This window comes from Actinomadura chibensis NBRC 106107, assembly GCF_001552135.1.
Classification (GTDB): Bacteria; Actinomycetota; Actinomycetes; order Streptosporangiales; family Streptosporangiaceae; genus Spirillospora; species Spirillospora chibensis.
In genome coordinates this window covers 59,433-81,087 of the sequence record NZ_BCQP01000045.1, presented here as the reverse complement: position 1 = coordinate 81,087, position 21,655 = coordinate 59,433, and the positions used below count along the sequence as shown (strand labels likewise).

General features: G+C 71.9%; 22 protein-coding genes. 7 read left to right on the top strand and 15 right to left on the bottom strand.

Annotation, left to right across the window (positions count from 1 at the left end; translation table 11 throughout):
- Nucleotides 1-42 precede the first annotated feature (42 nt).
- Together ACH01S_RS26105 and ACH01S_RS26100 are read left to right on the top strand one after the other, a co-directional pair.
- Nucleotides 43-1,173 (top strand): acyl-CoA dehydrogenase family protein, encoded by a 1,131-nt coding sequence (locus ACH01S_RS26105; RefSeq protein WP_067896785.1) that lies wholly within the window; start codon nt 43-45, stop codon nt 1,171-1,173.
- Nucleotides 1,170-2,069: an acyl-CoA dehydrogenase family protein gene (locus tag ACH01S_RS26100; RefSeq protein WP_067896781.1), complete on the top strand. Its 900-nt coding sequence runs from the start codon at nt 1,170-1,172 to the stop codon at nt 2,067-2,069. Before ACH01S_RS26105 ends, ACH01S_RS26100 begins: the two co-directional genes overlap by 4 nt.
- Here ACH01S_RS26100 and ACH01S_RS26095 read toward each other — a convergent pair.
- The 10 genes from ACH01S_RS26095 to ACH01S_RS26050 form a co-directional block, all read right to left on the bottom strand.
- The gene (locus tag ACH01S_RS26095) at nt 2,053-3,612 is read right to left on the bottom strand and encodes a FadD3 family acyl-CoA ligase (RefSeq protein ID WP_067896778.1); all 1,560 of its coding nucleotides are present in this window, start codon (nt 3,610-3,612) and stop codon (nt 2,053-2,055) included. The genes ACH01S_RS26100 and ACH01S_RS26095 overlap by 17 nt on opposite strands.
- Before the next feature lie 134 nt (nt 3,613-3,746).
- Nucleotides 3,747-4,376 carry an HNH endonuclease family protein gene (locus ACH01S_RS26090; protein WP_083981146.1) on the bottom strand — a complete coding sequence of 210 codons (630 nt, stop codon included), beginning with the start codon at nt 4,374-4,376 and terminating at the stop codon, nt 3,747-3,749.
- Between the two features lie 272 nt (nt 4,377-4,648).
- Entirely contained in the window at nt 4,649-5,824 is a 1,176-nt protein-coding gene (locus ACH01S_RS26085) for a lipid-transfer protein (protein WP_067896776.1), read from the bottom strand.
- Entirely contained in the window at nt 5,821-6,243 is a 423-nt protein-coding gene (locus ACH01S_RS26080; RefSeq protein WP_067896774.1) for a MaoC family dehydratase, read from the bottom strand. Before ACH01S_RS26080 ends, ACH01S_RS26085 begins: the two co-directional genes overlap by 4 nt.
- Entirely contained in the window at nt 6,240-7,307 is a 1,068-nt protein-coding gene (locus tag ACH01S_RS26075; protein ID WP_067896771.1) for an acyl-CoA dehydrogenase family protein, read from the bottom strand. The genes ACH01S_RS26080 and ACH01S_RS26075 overlap by 4 nt, the downstream gene beginning before the upstream one ends.
- Entirely contained in the window at nt 7,308-8,246 is a 939-nt protein-coding gene (locus ACH01S_RS26070) for a bifunctional MaoC family dehydratase N-terminal/OB-fold nucleic acid binding domain-containing protein (RefSeq protein WP_067896768.1), read from the bottom strand.
- Nucleotides 8,243-9,406: an acyl-CoA dehydrogenase family protein gene (locus ACH01S_RS26065; RefSeq protein WP_067896765.1), complete on the bottom strand. Its 1,164-nt coding sequence runs from the start codon at nt 9,404-9,406 to the stop codon at nt 8,243-8,245. The genes ACH01S_RS26070 and ACH01S_RS26065 overlap by 4 nt, the downstream gene beginning before the upstream one ends.
- Before the next feature lie 9 nt (nt 9,407-9,415).
- The gene (casI, locus tag ACH01S_RS26060; protein ID WP_067896762.1) at nt 9,416-11,071 is read right to left on the bottom strand and encodes a steroid-22-oyl-CoA synthetase; all 1,656 of its coding nucleotides are present in this window, start codon (nt 11,069-11,071) and stop codon (nt 9,416-9,418) included.
- A 6-nt stretch (nt 11,072-11,077) separates the two neighbouring features.
- Nucleotides 11,078-12,259, bottom strand: coding sequence for an NADH:flavin oxidoreductase (locus tag ACH01S_RS26055; protein WP_067896759.1), 1,182 nt, complete (start codon nt 12,257-12,259; stop codon nt 11,078-11,080).
- 74 nt (nt 12,260-12,333) lie between these two features.
- Nucleotides 12,334-12,714 (bottom strand): hypothetical protein, encoded by a 381-nt coding sequence (locus ACH01S_RS26050; protein ID WP_157406311.1) that lies wholly within the window; start codon nt 12,712-12,714, stop codon nt 12,334-12,336.
- 466 nt (nt 12,715-13,180) lie between these two features.
- Between ACH01S_RS26050 and ACH01S_RS26045 the strand changes: the two genes are divergently transcribed.
- Genes ACH01S_RS26045 through ACH01S_RS26035 form a run of 3 tightly spaced genes read left to right on the top strand, consistent with a single transcriptional unit; the run spans nt 13,181 to nt 16,001 of the window.
- On the top strand, nt 13,181-14,077 hold the full coding sequence (locus ACH01S_RS26045) for a CPBP family intramembrane glutamic endopeptidase (protein WP_083981145.1): 897 nt from the start codon (nt 13,181-13,183) through the stop codon (nt 14,075-14,077).
- Nucleotides 14,078-14,095: 18 nt separating this feature from the next.
- The gene (locus ACH01S_RS26040) at nt 14,096-15,304 is read left to right on the top strand and encodes a sensor histidine kinase (protein WP_067896883.1); all 1,209 of its coding nucleotides are present in this window, start codon (nt 14,096-14,098) and stop codon (nt 15,302-15,304) included.
- A gap of 4 nt (nt 15,305-15,308) precedes the next feature.
- The gene (locus ACH01S_RS26035) at nt 15,309-16,001 is read left to right on the top strand and encodes a response regulator (RefSeq protein WP_067896753.1); all 693 of its coding nucleotides are present in this window, start codon (nt 15,309-15,311) and stop codon (nt 15,999-16,001) included.
- 65 nt (nt 16,002-16,066) lie between these two features.
- Here ACH01S_RS26035 and ACH01S_RS45470 read toward each other — a convergent pair whose 3' ends face one another.
- From ACH01S_RS45470 to ACH01S_RS46180, 4 genes are read right to left on the bottom strand one after another with little or no spacing between them, the layout of a single operon-like run.
- Entirely contained in the window at nt 16,067-16,759 is a 693-nt protein-coding gene (locus ACH01S_RS45470) for a DUF6069 family protein (protein ID WP_067896750.1), read from the bottom strand.
- 5 nt (nt 16,760-16,764) lie between these two features.
- Nucleotides 16,765-17,754: an RNA polymerase subunit sigma-70 gene (locus tag ACH01S_RS26025; protein ID WP_067896746.1), complete on the bottom strand. Its 990-nt coding sequence runs from the start codon at nt 17,752-17,754 to the stop codon at nt 16,765-16,767.
- Complete coding sequence (locus ACH01S_RS26020) at nt 17,751-19,025, bottom strand: MFS transporter (RefSeq protein WP_067896881.1); 1,275 nt, start codon at nt 19,023-19,025, stop codon at nt 17,751-17,753. The genes ACH01S_RS26025 and ACH01S_RS26020 overlap by 4 nt, the downstream gene beginning before the upstream one ends.
- Complete coding sequence (locus ACH01S_RS46180) at nt 19,022-19,381, bottom strand: GNAT family N-acetyltransferase (RefSeq protein WP_067896743.1); 360 nt, start codon at nt 19,379-19,381, stop codon at nt 19,022-19,024. The genes ACH01S_RS26020 and ACH01S_RS46180 overlap by 4 nt, the downstream gene beginning before the upstream one ends.
- Nucleotides 19,382-19,407: 26 nt before the next feature.
- Here ACH01S_RS46180 and ACH01S_RS26010 point away from each other — a divergent pair, with 26 nt between their 5' ends.
- Entirely contained in the window at nt 19,408-19,935 is a 528-nt protein-coding gene (locus tag ACH01S_RS26010; protein WP_067896740.1) for a CGNR zinc finger domain-containing protein, read from the top strand.
- Nucleotides 19,936-19,942: 7 nt separating this feature from the next.
- Here ACH01S_RS26010 and ACH01S_RS26005 read toward each other — a convergent pair whose 3' ends face one another.
- Entirely contained in the window at nt 19,943-20,290 is a 348-nt protein-coding gene (locus ACH01S_RS26005; RefSeq protein WP_067896737.1) for an ArsR/SmtB family transcription factor, read from the bottom strand.
- A gap of 20 nt (nt 20,291-20,310) precedes the next feature.
- Between ACH01S_RS26005 and ACH01S_RS26000 the strand changes: the two genes are divergently transcribed.
- The gene (locus ACH01S_RS26000; RefSeq protein WP_218010394.1) at nt 20,311-21,654 is read left to right on the top strand and encodes an MFS transporter; all 1,344 of its coding nucleotides are present in this window, start codon (nt 20,311-20,313) and stop codon (nt 21,652-21,654) included.
- Nucleotide 21,655 lies beyond the last annotated feature (1 nt).

The window sequence follows — 21,655 nt, the reverse complement described above, 5'->3', positions numbered from 1 at the left end:
GTTTACTCTACCAAACAATTGTTAGAAAGAAGGGGGGGCGAGATGGACCTGGACTTCGCGGCGGCGGACGAGGAGTTCCGCGCCGACGTGCGGGCCTGGCTGCGCGACCACGTCCCGGCCGAGCCGCTGCCGTCGCTGGAGACGGCGGCGGGCTTCGCCGCGCACCGCGAGTGGGAGCGGACGCTCGGCGCGGCCCGGCTCGGCGTCGTGTCGTGGCCGCGGGAGTACGGCGGGCGCGGCGCGTCCGCGCTGCGCTGGCTGATCTTCGAGGAGGAGTACTACGCGGCGGGCGCGCCGGGACGGGTCAGCGCGAACGGCATCAACCTGCTCGCGCCGACGCTGCTCAAGCACGGCACGGCCGACCAGCTCGCGCGGGTGCTGCCGCCGATGGCGGCGGGCGAGGTGATCTGGGCGCAGGCGTGGTCGGAGCCCGGCGCGGGCAGCGACCTCGCGGGCCTGCGCGCCACCGCCACCCGGGCGGACGGCGGCTGGCTCCTCGACGGGCAGAAGACCTGGAGCTCGCGCGCCGCGTTCGCCGACCGCGGGTTCGGCCTGTTCCGCTCCGACCCCGACGCGGAGCGGCACCGCGGGCTCACCTACCTGATGTTCCCCCTGGACGCGGACGGCGTGACCGTCCGCCCCATCGGGCGCCTGGACGGCAAGCCCGCGTTCGCCGAGCTGTTCCTCGACGGGGTGTTCGTCCCGGACGAGGACGTGATCGGCGCCCCCGGCGACGGCTGGCGCGTCGCGATGGCCACGGCGGGCAACGAGCGCGGCCTCACCCTGCGCTCCCCCGGCCGCTTCACGGCGGCGGCGGAGCGGCTCGTCGCGCTGTGGAAGGAGCGGGCCGACCCGTCCGACACGGCGCTGCGGGACCGGGTCGCGGACGCCTGGATCAGGTCCCGCGCGTACCGGCTGAAGGGCTTCGAGACGATCTCGCGGGACGACGACATCGGCTCCGAGTCCAGCCTGAACAAGGTGTTCTGGTCGGAGCTGGACGTCGCGCTCCACGAGACGGCCCTCGACCTCCTCGGCCCGGACGGCGAGCTGGAGTCGGACTGGCTGGAGAACTACGTCTTCTCCCTCGCCGGGCCGATCTACGCGGGCACCAACGAGATCCAGCGCAACGTGATCGCCGAGCGCCTGCTCGGCCTTCCGAGGGGTTCACGATGAAGTTCGTTCTGTCGGATGAGCAGGCGATGTTCGGCGCGACGCTGCGGAGGCTGCTCGCGGAGGCGGGGACGCCGAAGGCGGTCCGCGCGTGGGCGGCCGGGGACGCCGGGCCCGGCCGCGCGCTGTGGTCGGCGGTCGCCGAGGCCGGGGTGTTCGCGCTGGCCGTCCCCGAGGAGTTCGGCGGCGCCGGGTTGCTGCCCGTCGAGCTGGTCGTCGCGCTGGAGGAGCTGGGGCGTGCCGCCGCCCCCGGCCCGTACGTGGAGACGCTCGCGGCGGCGGAGCTGCTGGGCGAGTCGCCGTGGCTGCCGCGGATCGCGGAAGGCGCGGCGGTCGTGTCGCTCGCCGTCCCGCACGCGCTGGACGCCGACGCCGCCGACCTCGTCCTCACCCCGGACGGCGTCGAGCGCGCGGCCGGGGAGCGGGTCGCGTCGCTGGACCCGGCGCGGCGGCTGTTCCGCGTCCCGGAGGGCGGCGGGTTCACCGGCTTCGGTGCGCTGCTGTGCGCGGCGCAGCAAATCGGGCTCGGCCGGGCGCTGCTGGACGTGTCCGTCGAGTACGCGAAGACGCGGCGGCAGTTCGGGCGTCCGATCGGCGAGTACCAGGCGGTCAAGCACCATCTGGCGAGCGCGCTGGTCGAGCTGGAGTTCGCCCGCCCGCTCGTCTACGGGGCGGCGCTGTCGTACGGGACGCCGGACTTCGCGCGCGACGTGTCCGCCGCCAAGGTCGCCGCCTCGGAGGCGTCCTACAAGACGGCCAAGACCGCCCTCCAGGTGCACGGCGCGATCGGCTACACCGACGAGTACGACCCGTCGCTGTGGATCCGGAAGGCGCGCGCCCTGTACGCGGCGTGGGGGTCGGTGGCCGAGCACCGGGCGCGGGTCATGGCCGCGCTCTGAGCGCGCCCTTCAACTCGACGCGGCGGACCTTGCCGGACGCGGTCTTCGGGAGGTCGTCCACGAAGACGACCTCCCGGGGGACCTTGAAGTTCGCGAGCCGCTCCCGGCAGTGGGCGATGAGCTCGTCCGCGGTGGCGGCGCGGCCGGGGCGGAGCCGCACGTAGGCGCGTCCCACCTCGCCGAGCCGGGCGTCCGGGACGCCGACGACGCCCGACTCGGCGACGGCGTCGTGCCGGGCGAGGGCGTCCTCGACCTCCGCCGGGTACACGTTGAACCCGCCGACGACGAACATCTCCTTGGTCCGGCCGGTGATGGCGAGGTTGCCGCGCTCGTCCAGGCGGCCCCGGTCGCCGGTGTCGAGCCAGCCGTCCTGGATCGCGGCGGCCGTCGCCTCCGGGTCGTCCAGGTAGCCCTTCATCACGTTGTAGCCGCGGACGAGGACCCGGCCGTCCGTGCCCGCCGGGAGCCGCTCGCCGTCCGGGCCGACGATCGCGACCTCCACGTCGGCGATCGGCCTGCCGCAGGTGGTGGCGATGGTCTCGGCGTCGTCGTCCACCGAGCACGCGGACACCGTCCCGGTCGCCTCGGTCAGCCCGTACGCGGTCACGACCTGCGGGAACAGCTCGGCGCGCAGCCGCCGGACGAGCGCGACCGGCACGTCCGCCGCGCCGGTCACGGCGAGCCGCAGCGAGGACAGGTCGCGGCCGTCCCGGCCGGGCGCGTCGAGCAGCGACGTGTAGATCGTCGGCGGCCCCGGCAGGACGGTGATCTTCTCCCGCTCGATCAGCTCCAGCGTCTCGGGGACGTCGAACGTCCGCTGGAGCACCATCGTCGCGCCCATCAGCAGGCACGCCAGCACGCCCGCCTTGTAGCCGAACGAGTGGAACAGCGGGTTGACGATCAGGTACCGGTCGCCGGGGCGGACGCCCGTCCGTCCCGCCCACGCCAGGAACGTGCGGACGTTCTGCTCGTGCGTGCACAGCACGCCCTTGGGACGTCCCGTCGTCCCGGACGTGAACAGGATGTCGGCGATGTCACCGGGCCGGGCCTCCGCCGCGCCGGCCGGTGCGGCCTTGGCGGTGAAATCGTCCCAGGCGGTGACGCCCGGCCGCGCCGGGCCGTTGAAGGTGACGATCGTCCGCAGCGCGGGCAGTCCCGGGACGTCGCCGGACGCGTCGAGCCCGAGCATGCCCGGGTAGTCGATGCCGAGGAAGCCGTCCTCGATGAAGAGGATCCGGACCTCGGCCTTGGTGAGCGGCCACCGGGCCTCGTCCCCCTTGAACCGCGTGTTCAGCGGGACGAGCGTCGCGCCCGCGCGCAGCGCGCCGAGCACGGCGACGATCCAGCGCAGGCTGTTCGGCGCCCAGATCGCGATGCGGTCGCCCGGCCCGATCCCGGCGGCGGCGAACGCGCCCGCCGCCTCCCGCACCCGCTCCCGAAGCTCGGCGTAGGTGACGCGGACGTCGCCGTCCACAACGGCCTCCACGTCCGGGAACTCCTCGGCGGCCCGCGCCAGCACGCCCGGGATCGTCAGCTCGTCCATAACTTTCCATGATGACCGCCACCCGGTCCGCGGGCATCGCGCGGTCCCGCTCACCGATACCCCGGGTGGCGAGCGTCGCGTCCGGCCGTCCGACCGTCCGGCCGACCGGGCGCGACGCTCGCGCCGCCGGGCGGTCAGCAGGTGCCGAGCATCGTGGTCAGGGCGTTCTTCTCGGCGCCGTCGACGGTGAGGCCGTAGTACCACTTCACCTGGATCCAGGCGCGGGCGTAGGTGCAGCGGAAGGCGGCGCGCGACGGCTGCCACTCGGCCGGGTCCTTGTCGCCCTTGGCCTGGTTGACGTTGTCGGTGACGGCCCACAGCTCCGGGCCGCCAAGGTCGTTGGCGTAGGACTGGCGGCGGGCCGTCGTCCAGGACCAGGCGCCGGACGCCCACGCCTCCGCGAGCGGGACCATGTGGTCGATGTCGAGGTCGGACGCCTGCGTCCAGGTGGCGCCGTCGTAGGGCGAGTACCAGGAGCCGGACGTCGCGGCGCACGAGGAGTCGGTGACGACGTTCGTGCCGTCCCGCTTGAGGACCGTCTCGCGGGTGTTGCACGTCCCGGAGATGGTGATCCAGTGCGGGAACAGGCTGCGGTCGTAGGTGTCGCCGTGGGACTCGGCGGCGACGGTCAGCTCGGCCAGCCGGGACGCGGCCGTGGCGGCGGACGGGATGTTCGGCGGGGTCGCGGACGCCGGTGTCCCGAGGACGCCGAGCAGCACCGCGCCGAGGACGGCGAGCAGCGGGAACAGGACCATTCGTCGCATGGGGTGCCCTCCTGCGGCCGTTCCCGGCCAGGGCCGGAGGCTCCTGAGGGGGGCGGGAACGGCGGCACTAGGACCGTGACATTTACGGTAAGTGTCTTAAATGTCACGCTTTGCCCAAGGCGCGGGGCGGGTTGGGCGGAACCTGCCCTTGGCTCCCCCCGGCCCGGCGGCTGACCTGCGACGATGCCCGCCGGGGCGGGCGCCGGACGGCGGTACGCGGGGCCGTCGCGGCGGTGAAAACCTGGCTAACGCGCCCTTTCCGCGTCGGCTCGCTAGGCGTCCGCGCCGAGGATCAGGCCGCTCGTCGGGACGCCCGTCCCGGCGGTGACGAGGACGTTGTGCACGTCGCCCGGCTGGTTCGGCGACGTGCCGCGCACGAGCCGGACGCCCTCCGCGATCCCGTTCATCCCGTGGATGTAGGCCTCGCCGAGCTGCCCGCCGTGGGTGTTGAACGGGAGCCGCCCGCCGAGGTCGAGGTTGCCGTCCGCGACGAAGTCCTTGGCCTCGCCCTTGGCGCAGAAGCCCAGCTCTTCGAGCTGCGGCAGGACGAGCGGCGTGAAGTGGTCGTACAGGATCGCGGCCTGCACGTCGGCCGGGGTGAGCCGCGACTGCGCGTAGAGCTGCCGTCCGACGAGGCCCATCTCGGGGATGCCGGTGATCTCGGAGCGGTAGTAGCTCGTCATCATGTGCTGGTCGTTGCCGGACCCCTGCGCCGCCCCCCAGACCAGCGCCGGGCGGTGCGGGAGATCACGGGCCCGCTCGGCGGACACGACCACGAGCGCCTGCCCGCCGTCGCTCTCCTGGCAGCAGTCGAGGAGGCGCAGCGGCTCGGCGATCCACCGGGACGCCTGGTGGTCTTCGAGCGTGATCGGGCGCCCGTAGAACCAGGCGGCCGGGTTGGCGGCGGCGTGGCGGCGGTCGACGACGGCGACCCGGCCGAAGTCCTCGCTGGTCGCGCCGTACTCGTGCATGTAGCGGCGGGCGAACATGGCGACCCACTGCGCGGGCGTCGCGAGGCCGAACGGCGTCATCCACGAGTAGGCGGCGCGGTCCGCGCCGGCCCCCAGCGGCCGGTCCGCCTGCCCCAGCCCGTACCGTTCGCCGGACCGCTCGTTGAACGCGCGGTAGCAGACGACGACCTCCGCGACGCCGGTCGCGACGGCCATCGCCGCCTGCTGGACGGTCGCGCACGCCGCTCCCCCGCCGTGCCCGATCCGGGAGAAGAACGTCAGCTCCCCGATGCCCAGGTTGCGGGCGAGGTGGATCTCCGAGCTGGTGTCGGCGGTGAAGGTGACCATGCCGTCCACGTCGGACGGCTGGAGCCCCGCGTCGGTGACGGCGGCGAGCACCGCCTCGCAGGCGAGCCGCAGTTCGCTGCGCCCGGAGTCCTTGGAGAACTCGGTCGCGCCGATGCCCGCGATCGCGGCGGCGCCCGGCAGCACGCTCATGCCCCGTCCTCCCCTGCCAGTCGGACGACGACCGTGCCGGTGACGTGCGGGCCGAGCGCGTTGACGCCGCGCACGGCGATCTCGACGCGGCGGTCGTCCGGGTGCTTGGCCGAGACGGACCCGGTCAGCACCATCGTGTCGCCCGGGTAGTTCGGCGCGCCCAGCCTGATCTTGATGGCCGTGACGACGGCCGCGGGCCCCGCCCAGCCGGTCACGTACCGGTCGACCAGGCCGTTCGTGGTCAGGATGTTCATGAAGACGTCCTTGGAGCCGCGCTCGACGGCGAGCGACGGGTCGTGGTGGACGTCCTGGTAGTCGCGGCTCGCGATGGCGGTCGCGACGATCAGCGTCCGGGTCAGCGGGATGTCCAGCGGAGGCAGCGCGTCGCCGACGGTGACGTCCTCGAAGCGGCGGCTCACAGCGCCGCCCCGAGCAGGGCCAGGTCGGCGGACGCGCCGCCGAGCGTCCCGGAGAGCTGCTTGCCCCACAGGAAGTGCCGGTGGACGGGGTAGTCGACGTCCACGCCGATCCCGCCGTGCAGGTGCTGGACGCGGTGGACGACGTTCAGCCCGCCCTCGTCCGACCACCACTTGGCGACGAGGACGGCGGACTCGGCGTCCTCCCCGGCGGCGATCAGCGAGACCGCGTGCCACAGGCAGACGCGGAGCGCGTCGATCTCGATGTAGCAGTCGGCGAGCTGGTGCTGGACGGCCTGGAACGCGGCGAGCGGGCGTCCGAACTGCTCGCGTCCGGCGAGGTGGGCGGCGGCCAGGCGCAGCGCGCCCTCCGCGACGCCGACCTGGGCGGCGGCGACCGCGACGCGCGCCAGCCGCAGCGCGGCGCCGAGCGCGTCGGGGCCGAGGGGCTGGGCGGGGGCCGCGTCGAGGGTGAGGTGACCGGCGCTGTCGTGGGTGGTGGTCTCGGCGCGCTCCCAGGACGTGCCGGGCGCGGACGCGTCGAGCAGGTAGAGGCCGGGGCCGTCCGCCGACCGGGCCGCGACCAGCACGTGGCTCGCGCCGTACGGGGTCGGGACGACCGCCTTCGTCCCGGTCAGGACCCAGCCGTCGCCATTGGGGACGGCCGCGCAGCGCGGCTCGCCCGGCGTGAACTCTTCGAGCGCGAGGGTGGCGCGTTGCGAGCCGTCCGCGAACGCGGGGAGGAGTTCGCGCTGCTCCGGCGTGCCGTGCCCGGCGAGGGTGAGCGCCGAGACGACGGCGGGCCACACCGGGACGGGCGCGACCGCGCGGCCCTGCTCCTCCAGCAGGACGGCGAGCCCGCCGGCGCCGAGCCCCGCGCCGCCCGCGTCCTCGGGCAGCGCGACGCCGAGCAGGCCCGCGTCGGCGAGCGCGGACCAGAGCGTCTCGTCGAGCCCGGTGACCGACCGTTCCGCGGCCCTGATCCGTTCCTGGGTGGCGTGGTCGGTGAATATCCGCCGGGCGAGGTCCCGGACGGCCTCCAATTCCTCGCCGAGGGTGAAGTCCATTTAGCTGCCCTTCTTCTCAGCGGGACGGAACGCGGGCAGGGAAAGGTCGGGGTCCGCGTCGATCCAGTCGAGGACGACCGGCATTCCGATCTCGACGTCGGCGGGTTCGATATCGATGAGGTTTGCGATCAGGCGCGTCCCCTCCGCCAACTCGATCACCGCGACGATCAGCGGGTACTCGAACGCGGGGTGGCGGGGGTGGTGGTTGACGACGTAGGTGTAGACGTGCCCTTCGCCGGACGACTCGACCGTGTCCCAGTCGAACGAGCCGCATTGCGGGCAGCACGGGCCAGGCGGATGCCGCAGCGATTTGCATTCGGCGCACCGCTGGATGACGAGGCGGTGCTCGCGTGCCGCGTCGAACCAGAACTTGTTGTCATGGTTGATCGCGGGTCGCGGGCGCGGGGGTTTCTCCTGCGGCTTTTCGGCGGGGCGGAAGCGGAGTATCCGCCACAGTTGAGTCGCGACGACCTCGCCGTTCGCGTCCCGGTAGGTTTTCCGGGTGCTGACGAAGCGGCCCGCGCCGAGTGCGGTCTTCTTCTCCGGCGAGATCGACTCGACGGTCTCCTCCACGCTGACGCGGTCGCCCGGCACCAGTTCGCGGTGGAACTCGAACTCCGAATCGGTCGCGACGACGGACGTGTATCCGCCTTCGGCGAGCAGTTCGGTCAATTCGTCGGCGGGCGATGGGGCGGCGGGCGGCCGGACGGACGCCGCGTAGCCGCGCATCGTCCACGCCTGCATCATCGAGGCGGGTGCCACGATCCCGTCGCGTCCCGTCGCCTTTGCCGCCTTCTCGTCCAGGTAGACGGGATTGTCGTCCTCCATTGCCTCGACCCAATGGCGGATCATCGGGACGTTCACCGCGTCCTGGCCGAAGCGGGGCGCCATCAGCTCGCGTCCCGTCCACGCTTGGAGACGGGCCTCGTAGTCGGTCATGAGCGCCTCGACCTCGGCAGGCCCAGCCCTTGGACGGCGACCATGTCGCGCAGCACCTCGTTGACGCCGCCGCCGAACGTGTTCACGATCCCCTGGCGGGAGAGCTGCTCGATCTGCCCGTGGAGGACGGCGCCGGGCGACTCGGGACGGACGCGCCCGGCCGCGCCGAGGATGCCGGTCAGCGTGCGCTGGACGTCGATGTGCGTCTCCGTCCCGTACGCCTTCGCGGCCCCGGCCTGCGCGCCGGTCAGCGTGCCCGCCTCCACGGCCATGGTCATCTTCCAGTTCATCAGCCGCATCGCCTCCAGCCTGGCGTGCGTGCGGGCCAGGTCGGCGCGCACCCAGGGCAGGTCGAGGACGCCGGTGTCGCGCGCCCAGTCGCGGACGTCCTCCCACAGCCGCACCATCCGGCCGCCGAGCGCGGCCAGGCCGATGCGCTCGTGGTTGAGCTGGGTGGTGATCAGCGTCCAGCCGCCGTCGACGTCCCCGACCACGGCCGACGCGGGCACCTTGACGCCGTTGTAGTACGTGGCCGTGACGACCATTCCGCCGACGGTTTGGATCGGGCTCCAGGAGAACCCGTCCGCGTCGGTCGGCACGATCAGGATGGAAATGCCCTTGTGCTTGGGGGCGTCCGGATCGGTCCGGGCGGCGAGCCAGATGTGGTCGGCGGTGTTCGCGCCGCTGGTGAACACCTTGCTGCCGTCGATGACGAAATGGTCGCCGTCGAGGACGGCCTTCGTCCGGAGGGAGGCGAGATCGGTGCCCGCGTCGGGCTCGGTGTAGCCGATGGCGAAGACGATGTCGCCGGAGAGGATGCCGGGCAGATAGGCGCGCTTCTGTTCGTCCGTTCCGTAGCGCATCAGCGTCGGGCCGACCGTGTTCACGGTGACGAACGGGAACGGCAGCCCTGCCCGCTGAACTTCGTCGAAGAACACGTACTGCTCGGAGATCGACTTCCCCTGCCCGCCGTATTCCTCCGGCCAGCCGTAGCCGAGCCAGCCGTCGTTGCCGAGCATCTTGACGATCTCGCGGAACCGGTCGCCGCCGACGCCCTGCTCCCCGGCACGGCGGCGCACGTCGGCGGGCAGCAGGTTCGCGAAATAGGCTCTCAGCTCCGCGCGCAGCTCCCGGTGCGCCGCCGTCTCACGCAGATCCATTCACACCCCTCACGGAAGGAAGCGCTGACGTCCGGCGGCGGCGAACTCCGCGCGGAGCGCCTCCTTGTCGGCCTCGGTCATCAGCGTGTATTCGGGCGCGCCCCGTCCGGCCCAGCGGTAGACGGGATCGGCGGTGCGCCAGCCGTCGAGCTGCATCTCCTTCTTCCTGAGCTTTCCGGAGCCGGTCGTCGGCAGCGCGTGCGAGACGCGGACGAAACGCGGCGCGCCCTTCGTGCCGAGGTCGTCCTGAGCGGCGAGGAAGGCGGGGAAGTCGAGATCTTCGAATTCGACGCCGGCGGGGATTTCGATGGCCGCCATCACCTGGTCGCCGGAGCGCGGGTCGGGGACGCCGAACGCCACCGCGTCCACGATCCTCGGATGCCGCCGGACGACGTTCTGGGTGAGCAGCGCGGAGATGTTCTCCGAGTCGACGCGAATCCAGTCGCCGGAACGGCCACCGAAATAGAGGAAGCCGTCGCCGTCGACGTAGCCGAGGTCGCCCGTCCAGTACCAGCCGTGCCGGACGCGTTCGGCGTCCGCCTCCGGGTTCTTGTAATAGCCCTCGAAGCGGTCGGCGCCGTCGATGTCGACGATTTCGCCGATGGCGGCTTCGGCGTTGGTGACGCGTCCGTGCTCGTCCAGGACGGCGGGCGCGCAGAACTCGCGCGTCTCCGGATTGACGATCCGGACGCCGTCGCGGGCCGGTTTCCCGAACGCGGTCGGCGGCGTGCCCGGCACCCGCTTGATCATCCCCGCGCTCTCGCTGGAGCCGTAGCCCTCAAGGAGTTCCGCGCCGAAGCGGCGGCGGAATTCGGCCTTGTCTTCCGGGGACGCTTCCGTGCCGAACCCGTGGGTGAGGGTGTTGTCGCTGTCGTCCGGCTGTTCGGGTGTGGCGAGGACGTAGCCGATGGCCTTGCCGACGTAGGTGAAGAACGTCGCACCGAAATAGCGCACGTCTTGGAGGAATCCGGACGCGGAGAACTTCTCCGTCAGCACGACCGTCGCGCCGACCGCGAGCGACGGCGCCCAGAGCGCCATCAGCGCGTTGCCGTGGAAGAGGGGCATCGGGCAATAGCTGATGTCGTCGCGCTTGACGTCGTATTTGGCGGCGTTGTTGCGTCCCAGCTCGGCGAGCCTTCCCTGCGAACAGCGCGCCGCCTTGGACGCACCCGTCGTCCCGGACGTGAACAGCAACAGAATCTGCGTCTTAGGAGTGATCGAGGGGTCGAGCTCGGGCTCGCACACGTGCGCTTCGACTTCGGCTCGATAGCCGTCGTCATCGACGAGCAGGAAACGGTCGCGCGGAACGCCGATGTCGAGCCCGTCCAGCAGTTCGACCCCGGCCCGGTCGGTGACGAGCAGTTGAAGGTCGGTGTGCCTGACCTCCTGCTCCAGATAGGAGCCGGTCCGGGTCGGGTTGATCCCGACGATCGTCGCGCCGCTCAGCGCCGCCGCGCCGAGCCACAGCACGTACTCGGGGACGTTCTCCAGCAGCACGCCGATGTGGAACGGTCCTTCCCGACGCAGCGCGCGAGCCAGCCCGGCGCGGGCCGCGCTCTCCCGGACGACTTCGTCCCAGGTCCACGTCCGGTCGCGGCTGCGGAGGCCGGGGCGGTCGTCCCCCAGCCTGGCCAGCAGCATCCCGGCGATCGTCTCGTCCCGCATGCGCGCTCAGCCCGCCTGCTCGACCAGGACGCAGCGCGTCCCGCTGTAGATCGTGGGCATGCACCTGTTGCAGTGGATGCAGAGCGACTTGGTGTCCGGCTCGTCGTTGATGCGGTTGATCAGGTCGGGCTCGCGAAGCAGCGCCCGCCCCATCGCGACGAACTGGAAGCCCTCCGCCATCGCCGTGTCCATGCCCGCCTTGTCGGTGACGCCGCCGAGCAGGATCAGCGGCATCTTCACCGCGGCGCGGATCTTCCGGGCGTCCTTGAGGAGGTAGAGGTCCTCGTAGGGGTATTCGTGCAGGAACCAGCGGCCGACCAGCCGCATGCCGAGCCGCACCGGCTGCGGCATGGCGGCGGCGAACTCGCGGAGCGGCGCGTCCCCCTTGAACAGGTACATCGGGTTGAGCAGCGAGCTGCCCGCGGTGAGTTCGAGGGCGTCGAGGGAGCCGTCCGCCTCCAGCCATTGCGCGACCCGGGTCGCCTCGTCCAGCCGGAAGCCGCGGCGGACGCCGTCGTCCATGTTGAGCTTTGCGGTGATCGCGATGCGGTCGCCGACGGCGTCCCGGACGGCCCGCGCGATCTCCCGGGAGAGCCGGGCCCGGTTCTCCAGCGAGCCGCCGTACTCGTCCTTGCGGCGGTTGATCCGCGGGCTGAGGAACGAGCTGGCCAGGTAGTTGTGGCCCAAGTGGATCTCGACGGCGTCGAACCCGGCCTCGATCGCCATCCGCCCCGCGTGCGCGTGCCCCTGGACGACCCGCTCGATGTCGGCCCGCGTCGCCGCCTTGGTGAAGCCGGTGCTGGCGGCCGCGTAGAAGCGGCTGGGCGCGAGCGCGGGCAGGCGGTTGCTCTTCGACCCGGCGACCGGCCCCGCGTGCCCGATCTGCGCGGCGACGGCGGCGCCCTCGGCGTGCACGGCCTCGGTCAGCTTCCGCAGGCCGGGGAGGGCGTCGTCGGTCCAGAGGAGCTGCTTGCGCTCGGTGCGCCCGTCCGGCGCGACCGCGCAGTAGGCCACGGTCGTCATGCCGACGCCCCCGGCGGCGTGCCGCACATGGAACTCGATCAACTCATCGGTGACCAGGCTGTTCTTGCTGAGCCCCTCGTACGTCGCCGCCTTGATCACGCGGTTCCGCAAGGTGACGGGCCCCAGTTCGGCGGGAGCGAGCACGTCGGGTGTCGGGTCGTCCATCAGTCCTCCGTCCGACCCACGACGTTAATCAGCGAGACGGCGGACGGCTCCGGAGATCCCGCTGACCGGGAGCGCTACCAGTCCCGGCGGGGGAACATGCGGTCCTTCAGGATCAAGTCGAGCGCCTCGGCCGCGGCCTCGACGTCCCCGCACGGCGACACGAACCCGCCCCGCCCGTCCCCCGCCTCGAAGTAGCCCCACGCCTCACCCGGCACGGCCCGGACGGTGACCACGGCCCCGACGTCATCGGCCGCCCCACTCGCATAGACCCACAGCAGCGGAACCGGGAACCGAAACTCCCGCTTCTCGTACAGCCCGACGCTCCGCCACCCCTTCGGCATGAGCGCCACCCGGAGCAGCTCCAATCTCCTGACCGCCTCCTCATGGCCCAGGTGCGTCCGCACTTCCAGGACGAGCCGCCACCGCGCGACCGCCTGACACACACCCCGCGCCACCTCACACACCCTTTCGCTCGACCCGAGCCCACACCCATTTCCCACACGGCAGGACGCGATAGGCCCCGCACCCAGCCGCCAGAGCCGCCACGAGCGGCAGCCCTCTTCCGCCAAGCCCGTCGTCGTCTCCCCTGCACACCGGCATGACGTCCGACGAGTCCCAAACCCCCAGCCAGACGCGGGCTCGTCCTGCTTCACCAAGCGGATGATGCGATTTCACTCATCGTCGCTCATTTCGGGGGCCTACCGCTCTCCGGGGTGTCGGCTCAGGAGCGGTCCGACGCTGTGCTGCTCATCAATGTGCTCAGGTTCCAGCGCGATTTGCAGGACGAACTCACCGCTTTCGGGGCGCATCCCCCGCGAGAGCTACAAGAGCTGTCCATGTGCGGGTGATTCGTGGACGGCGCCGGATTTTTAGCGTGGTCGTCGGGTCGCAGCCGGTGCGACCGCTACAGAGGAGGCCACGATGAGTACGACGTCCACCGCGCGGCACGACGGAGGCCCCTGCCCGGACACGGGCCCCGACGGTCACGACGCTCGCGGTGGTCGTCTCGGCCGGATCGTCCGCTCTCCGCTCGGCTGGATGCTGACGGGCATGGTCGGCGTCGGCTTGGTCTCGGGTCTGACCGCGACGGGGCCTGGTCCGGTTCCGGCGCTGGGCGCGGTGGCCGCGGTGGCCGTGTACTGGCTGGTCACGCGTCGTGTCGCGCGACGCGAGACGCCGGAGATCGCCCGCCGGGGAGCGGGCCGGGAGGCGCTGCTGGGCGGCGCGATCGGCCTCGGCTTCGTCGCGGTGTCCGCCTTGCTGATCACGGCGTTCGGCGGCTACTCGTTCTCCTGGGCGGGCCATGGCTTCATGGCGGTCGTCTGGTCCGCGGTCATGGTGCAGATCGGCGCCGCGGTCACCGAGGAGTTGTTGTTCCGCGGTCTCGCGCTGCAGGCTCTGGAGCAGAGGTGGGGCAGCCGGGCCGCCATCGTGATCACCGGGCTGTTCTTCGGCATCGCCCATCTGGGCACTCCGGGAGCCAATGCGTGGAGTGCGCTGGCGATCGCGTTGGAGGCGGGCGTGATGCTCGGGGCCGCGTTCCTGTGGCGGCGTAACATCTGGTTCGTCGTGGGTCTGCACTTCGCCTGGAACACCGCCGAGCAACTGCTCGGCATCCCGGTCTCCGGGCACGCCTCCAAGGGCCTGTTCACCGTCGACGTGCATGGGTCCGCCGCGCTGAGCGGCGGTGCCTTCGGCCTGGAGGCGGCGCTGGCGCCCGTCGTCCTCGGTACGCTGCTCGCCTTCCGAATGTTCGTCCTCGCCCGCCGGGGCGGCCGTCTGCTGCCCCGGCGATCCGCTCGACGCACTCAGGCCTGACCGGAGGAAACGGTAGTGATGTCCGCTCAGGCGCCCTGGAGCCGTGCGCCGCTCGACTGGTGGAAGGAGCGGGACGCCTTCCTCAAGGACGGCTTCCTCGCCCTGGCGCTGGCCCTGTTGGCCTTCGTTCCCACCCTGTCCGGCATCGGAGCGCAGATCGGAGATCTGCCCGAGCGGCCGGCGAGCGCGCTGAGCGTCGGGCTGATCCTGGCCCAGACACTGCCGCTGGCGGTCCGCCGGAGGTGGCCCGCGGGCTGTCTGGCCGTCGTCGCGGGCCCGTTCGCCGCGTACCAGGCGCTGGGCTTCGCGACGACGTTCGGGAGTCTGGGACTCTACCTGGCCCTGTACTCGGCCGGCGCCCACCAGGTCCGTTTCCGCCATGGTCTGGCGGGCGTGGTGAGCGCGGGCTATGCCGCGCTGGCCCTCGTCCTGGACCGGCTCGGCTCACCGCTGGGCATCGCGGACTATCTCGCGTTCTACCTGGTTCTGGCCGCGTTCTGGCTGGTGGGAAGCATCGTGCGCACACGGCGGACGGAAGAGGCGCAGCGGCGGCGGCTGGCCGCCGACGTGGCCACGGCCGCGGAGCGGGCACGAATCGCCAGCGAGTTGCACGACGTGGTCACCCATCATGTGACGGCCATGGTGGTCCAGGCGGACGCGGCACAGTTCGTCCTCACCTCCGCACCGGACAAGGCGGGCGAGGGACTCTCGGCCATCAGCGACACCGGCCGTCGGGCGCTGGCAGAGCTGCGCTACCTGCTCGACGTGCTGGAGGCGACCGGCGAGTCGGCGTCCGCCGACCCGGCGCGCGCGGACCAGGCGCCCGCCCTGGGACGGCTCGGGGACCTGGTCGAACAGGCCCGCAGGTCGGGGCAGCCGGTCGAGTTCAGCGAGCGGGGCGAGCGGCGAGCGCAGTCCGTGGACGTGGAACTGGCCGCGTACAGGGTGGTGCAGGAGGCGCTCACCAACGCGATGAAGTACGCCGCCGGGCAGCCGACACAGGTCCTGGTCCGGCACGGCGAGGAGCGCATCGAGATCACGGTGACCACCGACGCCTCCCCGGCGGCCGCACCCGCCGTCCGGGAAGCGGCCCCCGCGGGCGGGCGTGGACTGGCGGGGCTGCGCGCACGGGCGCGGATGGTCGATGGTGAACTGGAGGCCGGACCCCGGCCCGAAGGCGGGTTCGAGGTCCACGCCACGATCCCGTCCAAGCCCGCATCGGAGTGACCCCGTGAGCGATGCGCCGCCACCGATCCGTGTGCTCGTCTGCGACGATCAGGCACTGGTGCGCACCGGCTACGTCACCATCTTCGCCGCCCAGCCCGACATGGAGGTCGTCGGGGAGGCCGAGAACGGGCACGAGGCGGTCCAGGCCGCGGGGCGCCTGCGGCCCGACGTGGTGGTGATGGACATCCGGATGCCCCTGCTCGGCGGCATCCAGGCGACCCGGCAACTGGCCGGTCCCGACGCCGAGGCGCCACCGAAGGTGCTGGTCGTCACCACCTTCAACGTCGACGCCTACGTCTACGACGCGCTGCGGGCCGGGGCCAGCGGCTTCCTCCTCAAGGACGCGCCCCCGGCGGAGCTGGTCAACGGCGTCCGGACGGTCGCCAGGGGCGAGGCCCTGCTGGCCCCCGCCGTCACCCGCCACCTCATCGGCCACTTCGCCGAGCACCTGCGCCCGGCCGATACCTCCCGGTCGGCCAGGGAGGACGTGGTACGGGCACTGACCCCGCGCGAGCTGGAGGTGCTCCGGCAGATCGCCGAGGGGCTGTCGAACGCGGAGATCGCCGCGGAGCTCTTCATCACCCCCGAGACGGTCAAGACCTACGTGTCGAGGATTCTCGCCAAACTCGGCCTGCGCGACCGAGTCCAGGCCGTCGTCCTCGCCTACCGGATCGGCCTGGTCTCCCCCACCGACTGACCCTGCGCTCGTCGACCTGGACACCGAAGTGAGCACGAGAGACGGCTTGGGGTGCGGTGGCCTTGTCACGGGGTTTGGAGGGTTCGGGTCAGGGTGGGGATCATTATCGCCGCGGGGACGAGGTGCAGGGCGAGAAGGGCCGTGGTTGTGGCGGTGTTCGCGCCGGAGATCAGGGGCGGGATCAGCGAGATCGCGGTCAGTGACACCGTCGTCCAGAGGAATCGTGTGGCGGGGCGGGCGCTCCAGCGGAGGAGTGCGGCGGCTATGGCGGTGCCCACGAGGCAGAAGAAGCCCGTCACGACGGCGAATCCGGGCAGGGGAATTGGCTCGCCGTCGGCGGGGATTTCGAAGTCGGCTCCGGCTGTTCGGGCGAGTGCGGCGGCGAGGGTGGTGGCCGCCATCGCTGCGAGTGTGGCGATCAAGCCCCTGATCGCGAGGCCACGGAATCGGTGTGATGCCGGGGCTGCGGCGATCCTGGTGTCGTTCATGTTGTGCTCCGTTGTTCGGTGACGGGCGTCGGAGTTTGTCGACTGGCGGGTGACGATGCGCACCTTGGCCGTGCGGCGGTCTGGGTTGCGCAGGGCTCGGACGCCGGTGCCCCGGAGCCAGAACCCCGCGTCGGGGCCGAGGACCGGGCCGGGCTCGCCATTGCGGAGTTCCAGTTGCACCCGCCCATGGGTGACGACGCCGAACGCGTCGCGCCATTCGGCGGCGACCACCGCGACACGCACGCCGCCGCGCAGCGCGAGCGTCCGCACCGGGACTACTCGGCCGGGAGGCGCTCGGGCAGCCCGAGCCGCGGGAAACGGTCGTCGTGGAAGGTGATGATCTCAGTGATCGTCCCGCCGGTGACGCGCAGGACGTCGATCGTCAGCGGCAGGTACGCGCCCTCGCGCTCGCGCCACAGGTAGAAGGCGACGGCGGGCTGCCGGTTCACGGCGGTCGGGAGGCCGCGCAGGCCCTTCAGTTCGTCGAAACCGCTCTCGACCCAGCCGTTCACGATCGTGTCCCGGCCGACGTGCAGCCCCGGCGTCGGCGGCATCGAGAAGCGGACGTCGTCGCGCAGCATCGCGGCGAGCGCGTCGATGTCCGTGGCCACGCTGGCTTCGGTGTAGCGGCGCACCAGTTCGCGTGTTTCGGCGTCTTCGTCGCTGCCCGTCCAGTCCTGGCGCTCGGCGGGCAGGTGCTCCCGCATACCGGCGCGGGCCCGCTGCAACGCGCTGTTGACGGAGTTGACCGAGTCCCCGAGGAGTTCCGCGACGTCCTTGGCGGGCCAGCCGAGCACGTCCCGCAGGATCAGCACGGCCCGTGGCCGCGGCGCGAGGTGCTGGACCGCGACCAGGTACGCCAGCTCGATCGTCTCCCGCGCGACGGCGACGCTCTCCGGCTCGTCGGCGTCGCCGGCGGGCAGCTCGTCCAGCAGCCGGTCCGGGTAGGGCTGGAGCCAGGGCACCTCGCCGCCGGACGCGGGCTCCGGGCGGCGCCGGGCGAGCAGGTCCAGGCAGGCGTTGGTGGCGATCCGGTACAGCCAGGCCCGGAACGTCGACCGTCCCACGAAGGTCTCCCGCCGACGCCAGGCGCGCAGGAACGTCTCCTGGACGGTGTCCTCCGCGTCCTCGAACGACCCGAGCATCCGGTAGCAGTGCACGTGCAGCTCCCGCCGGTGCCGCTCCGCCAGGCCGGAGAACGCCGGCTCGTCGACCTCGTCCATACCGCTCACGCCCAGCTCCTCCAGCAGCGTGTTCGCCTTCATGACCTCACCCTTCCGCCTCGTCGCGTCCTGTCACAGGTATGACGGGTCCGGACGCGAGAACTCATCACCAGGGCGAGGACGGTCATCGCGGAGAGGGCCCCCCAGACCGGGGTGAAGCTGTGGGTCGCGTCCTTGAGCAGGCCGAGGGACGGCGGGGCGAGGATGACGGCGATCTGGGTGACGGCCATGGCCAGGCCGATGGCGAATCCGGTCTGGCCGGGCGGCGCCGATTCGGCCAGGTGGGCGACCCACGGCCCGTACCAGCCGATTCCGAAGAAGCCGAGCCAGAGGAACAGCAGGGAGGCCGCGATGGGCGAGTGTCCGGCCGGGGTCATCAGCGCCGCCATCCCCGCGGTCACGGCGACCATGCAGGTCATGACGGTGCCGTAGCGTCCGGACGATCCGCCGCGGTCGCTCCACGCTGCGAGGCAGACGCGTCCGGCGGCGCCCGCTCCTTGGGCCGCCACCAGGACGAGGGCCGCGTCGCCCGCCCCCATCGACGCCGTCTCGTGGAGATACACCACGGTCAGGACGCCCACGGCGCTGTGCACGGAGACCAGGCACACCCCGGAAAGGATGATCTTCACCATGGGCGGCTGGCGGAGTATCCGCAGCCGGGCCTTGAGCGTGACGTCCCGCTGTGTGCGCTCCAGGGACCGGCCTCGGACGGGCGGCCTGCGGTAGAAGCCCATGAACGCGGCCGCTCCTGCCAGCGCGACGAGCCCGCCGACCGTGAGCGTGACCCGCCAGCCGAAGGCGGTGGCGAGGACGGGCATCGCGGCGGCGGCGACCACGCCGCCGAGCGGCAGGCCCGCCTGGCGTATGCCCATCGCCAGCCCGCGCTGGGACTCGCCGAACCAGGACGCCACCGATTTGCTACCGCCAGGCTGGACGGTGCTGTACCCCGCGCCGACCACCAGCAGGACGAGAAGCAGCGACACATAACCCGGCGCCATGCTCCCCAGGCCGAGGCTCACGGCGACGACGCCCGCCCCCGCGCCGACGACCCAGCGCTCGTTGTAGCGGTCGAGCATTTCCCCCGCCACCAGCAGCCCGACCAGCGGGACCAGTTGGGCGGCCGAGAGCAGCAATCCCAGTTCCGCCGTACTCAGGTGCAGATCGCGTTGGAGATGGACGCCCATCGCGCCGATGCCCTGCACGAAGAAGCCGGAGGCGGCCTGGACGAAGGTGGCGACGCCGAGGATCGTCCACCGGTAGCGCCAGGCGTGGTGCGGCTGCCCGGTCGCCGGGTGCGGGCGGACGTCCGTCACGGACGCCAGCACAACGCGGGGTCGGGATGGTCGAAGAAGCCGAGTTCCCGGTAGAGCGGCTCCCCGTCGCGCGACGCGTACAGGTCCACTCGGACGGCGTCGCGTTCGCGGAACCAGGCGAGCAGGGCCTGCATGATCGCGCGTCCGTGGCCGTCGCCGTCCACGACCAGGATCCGCGCGTCGGCGTCCTTCAGCTTCTCCTTGAAGACCCGGGCCAGCGCGTCGCGCCATTCGTCGCCCGCCGAAGCGGGGTTGAAGAAGTCGCCGCCGAGGGTGCCGAACAGCAGCGCGCGGAGGCGGACGAGCTCGGCGACGTCGGTCTCCGCCGCCTGCCGTACGTGGGTGCCAGGTGCCATGGCGCCCACGGTGCTGTAATAGGCTTATGCATCTCAACCCTTACGGCGCGGATGCCGTGAAGCTGGCCGCCGACCTGGCCAACCAGCGTCCCGCGACCGCCGGAGAACTCGCGGACCGCTGCCGCGCCCTCGGGCTGGTGCTGGAACGCCCCGTCGCCCCGCGCGACCTGGACCAGACCCTCGCCCTCCTGGACGAGTGGGAGAAGATCGTCGACGCGGCGGCCGGACCCGAGCGCGCCGAGCGGGTCGACCGGCTCCTCGCGGCGGCCGTCGCCTACCCGCGGCTGACCGACCACGCGGGCAGCGGCTGGCACCTGCACTACCGCGACGACCTCCAGCCGCTCGGCGCCGTGCTGTCCGCGCTGATCCCGGTCGGCACCGCGCTGCACCTGGCCGGACGGGGCATGCACCGGCTCGGGCGGTGCGCCGTCCGCGAATGCACCACGATCTTCGCCGACACGACCCGGCTCGGCCGGCAGCGCTACTGCTCCCACCGGTGCGCCAACCGCGACGCCGTGCGCCGCCACCGCGCCCGAACCACCTCCACACCCTGATCCGCGTTCACGCCCAGCGGGCGATGATGTCGCGCCCTTGCGGGACGGCCAGTTCAAGGAGACCGGGAAAGCGGGCGTCGAGGTCGTCGCGACGGAGCCGGTTCAACCGTCGCGTTCCCTCGTCCCGCTGGTAGATGACCCCCGCCTCGCGCAGGGTCTTGAAGTGGCCGCTCTGGGTGGACTTGCTGACCGGCAGCGCGAAGGTGGCGCAGGCCAGTTCGCCATCGGGCCCGGCGTCGGCGAGCCGGGTGACGATGGCCAGCCGGACGGGGTCGCTGAGCGCGGCCATCACGGCCGTGAACTCCAACTCGCTCCGGTCGGGATGCACAAGCCTGGTCGCGGTGCGGCTCGCCATGGTCTCGATCCTATCCGGACATGTTCGGCTCTCGCGAACATCTGTTATGTTCGGAAAAGCCGAACATGATGGAGGCGGGAGACGTGCCGAACGATCTCAGCGACACCGGAGCGGGACGTGGTCGGGCGCCGGGCCCGGGTGCGGGCCGGTGGCGGTTCTGGGCCACGGCCTACACGCTGCTGATCCTGCTGACCGGAACGAACCTGCCGACACCGCTCTATCGCGGCTACGAGGACAGGTTCGGATTCTCGCCCTTCGTCGTCACGCTGATCTTCGCCGTCTATGTGGCCGCGCTCATCCCGTCCCTGCTGGTGGCAGGCCCGTTGTCGGACGCGGTCGGCCGCCGCCGGGTCCTCCTGCCCGCCCTCGCGCTGGCGGGCCTGGGATCGCTGGGATTCGCACTCGCAACCGATACCTGGTGGCTGTTCGCCGCGCGCATATCGCAGGGCCTTGCCGTTGGTGCGGCATCGGGGGCATTGACCGCCGCGCTGAGTGAACTCGAACCGTCGGGCAGCCACCGCAAGGCCGCCCTCGTCTCGACCGTGGCGTCCGTCGGCGGATTGGGTCTCGGCCCCGTCCTGGCGGGCCTGGTCGCCCGATACATCGCGACGGCGCCGGACGTGGTGCCGTTCGTCGCCGAAATCGTCCTGCTGGTTCCAGCGGCCGTCGCCGTCATGGGGCTGCCGACCACGCACCAGCAGACTCGGTGGCGCCCCCGGCGCCCCGCGATTCCTCCCGCGATGCGAGCGGTGTTCGCAACCAGCGGCACAGCCAATTTCCTGGCGTTCGCAGTGATCGGGCTGTTCCTGACCCTCATCCCGGCTTACGTCGCCGCGCTCGCGAAAAGCACCGACCCGCTCCTCGGTGGAGGAACCGCGGCTTTGATGCTGGCGAGTTCGGCGACCGTCCAACTTCTCGGCTACGGACGCCCGCCACGCCACCTGCAACTCGCCGGCCTGCCCTTGCTGGCCCTGGGGCTGGGACTCCTCGTGCTTGCCGGAGACCGATCCTCCCTCGCCCTACTTCTCGGAGCGACAGCGCTGGCTGGCATCGGCCACGGACTGGTGTTCCTCGGCGGACTCACCGCCGTCAACAACGCCGCTCCCAGCAGCAACCGGGCCGAGGTGCTGTCCGGTTTCTACGTCATCGTCTACGCGGGCGTCGGGCTGCCCGTCCTCGGCGTCGGCGTCCTCGCCACCGCCATCGGCCTCACCACCGCCGTGACCTGGTTCGCCGGAACCGTCGCCGCCCTATGCCTGCTCGTACTCCTCGCACTGCTCGCACTCACCCGCACCGGCCACCGCGAGCGCGGCCTCAGCAGCCCGCGCGGTAGTCATCCGTGGGATACGACACCTGCGGCCTGAT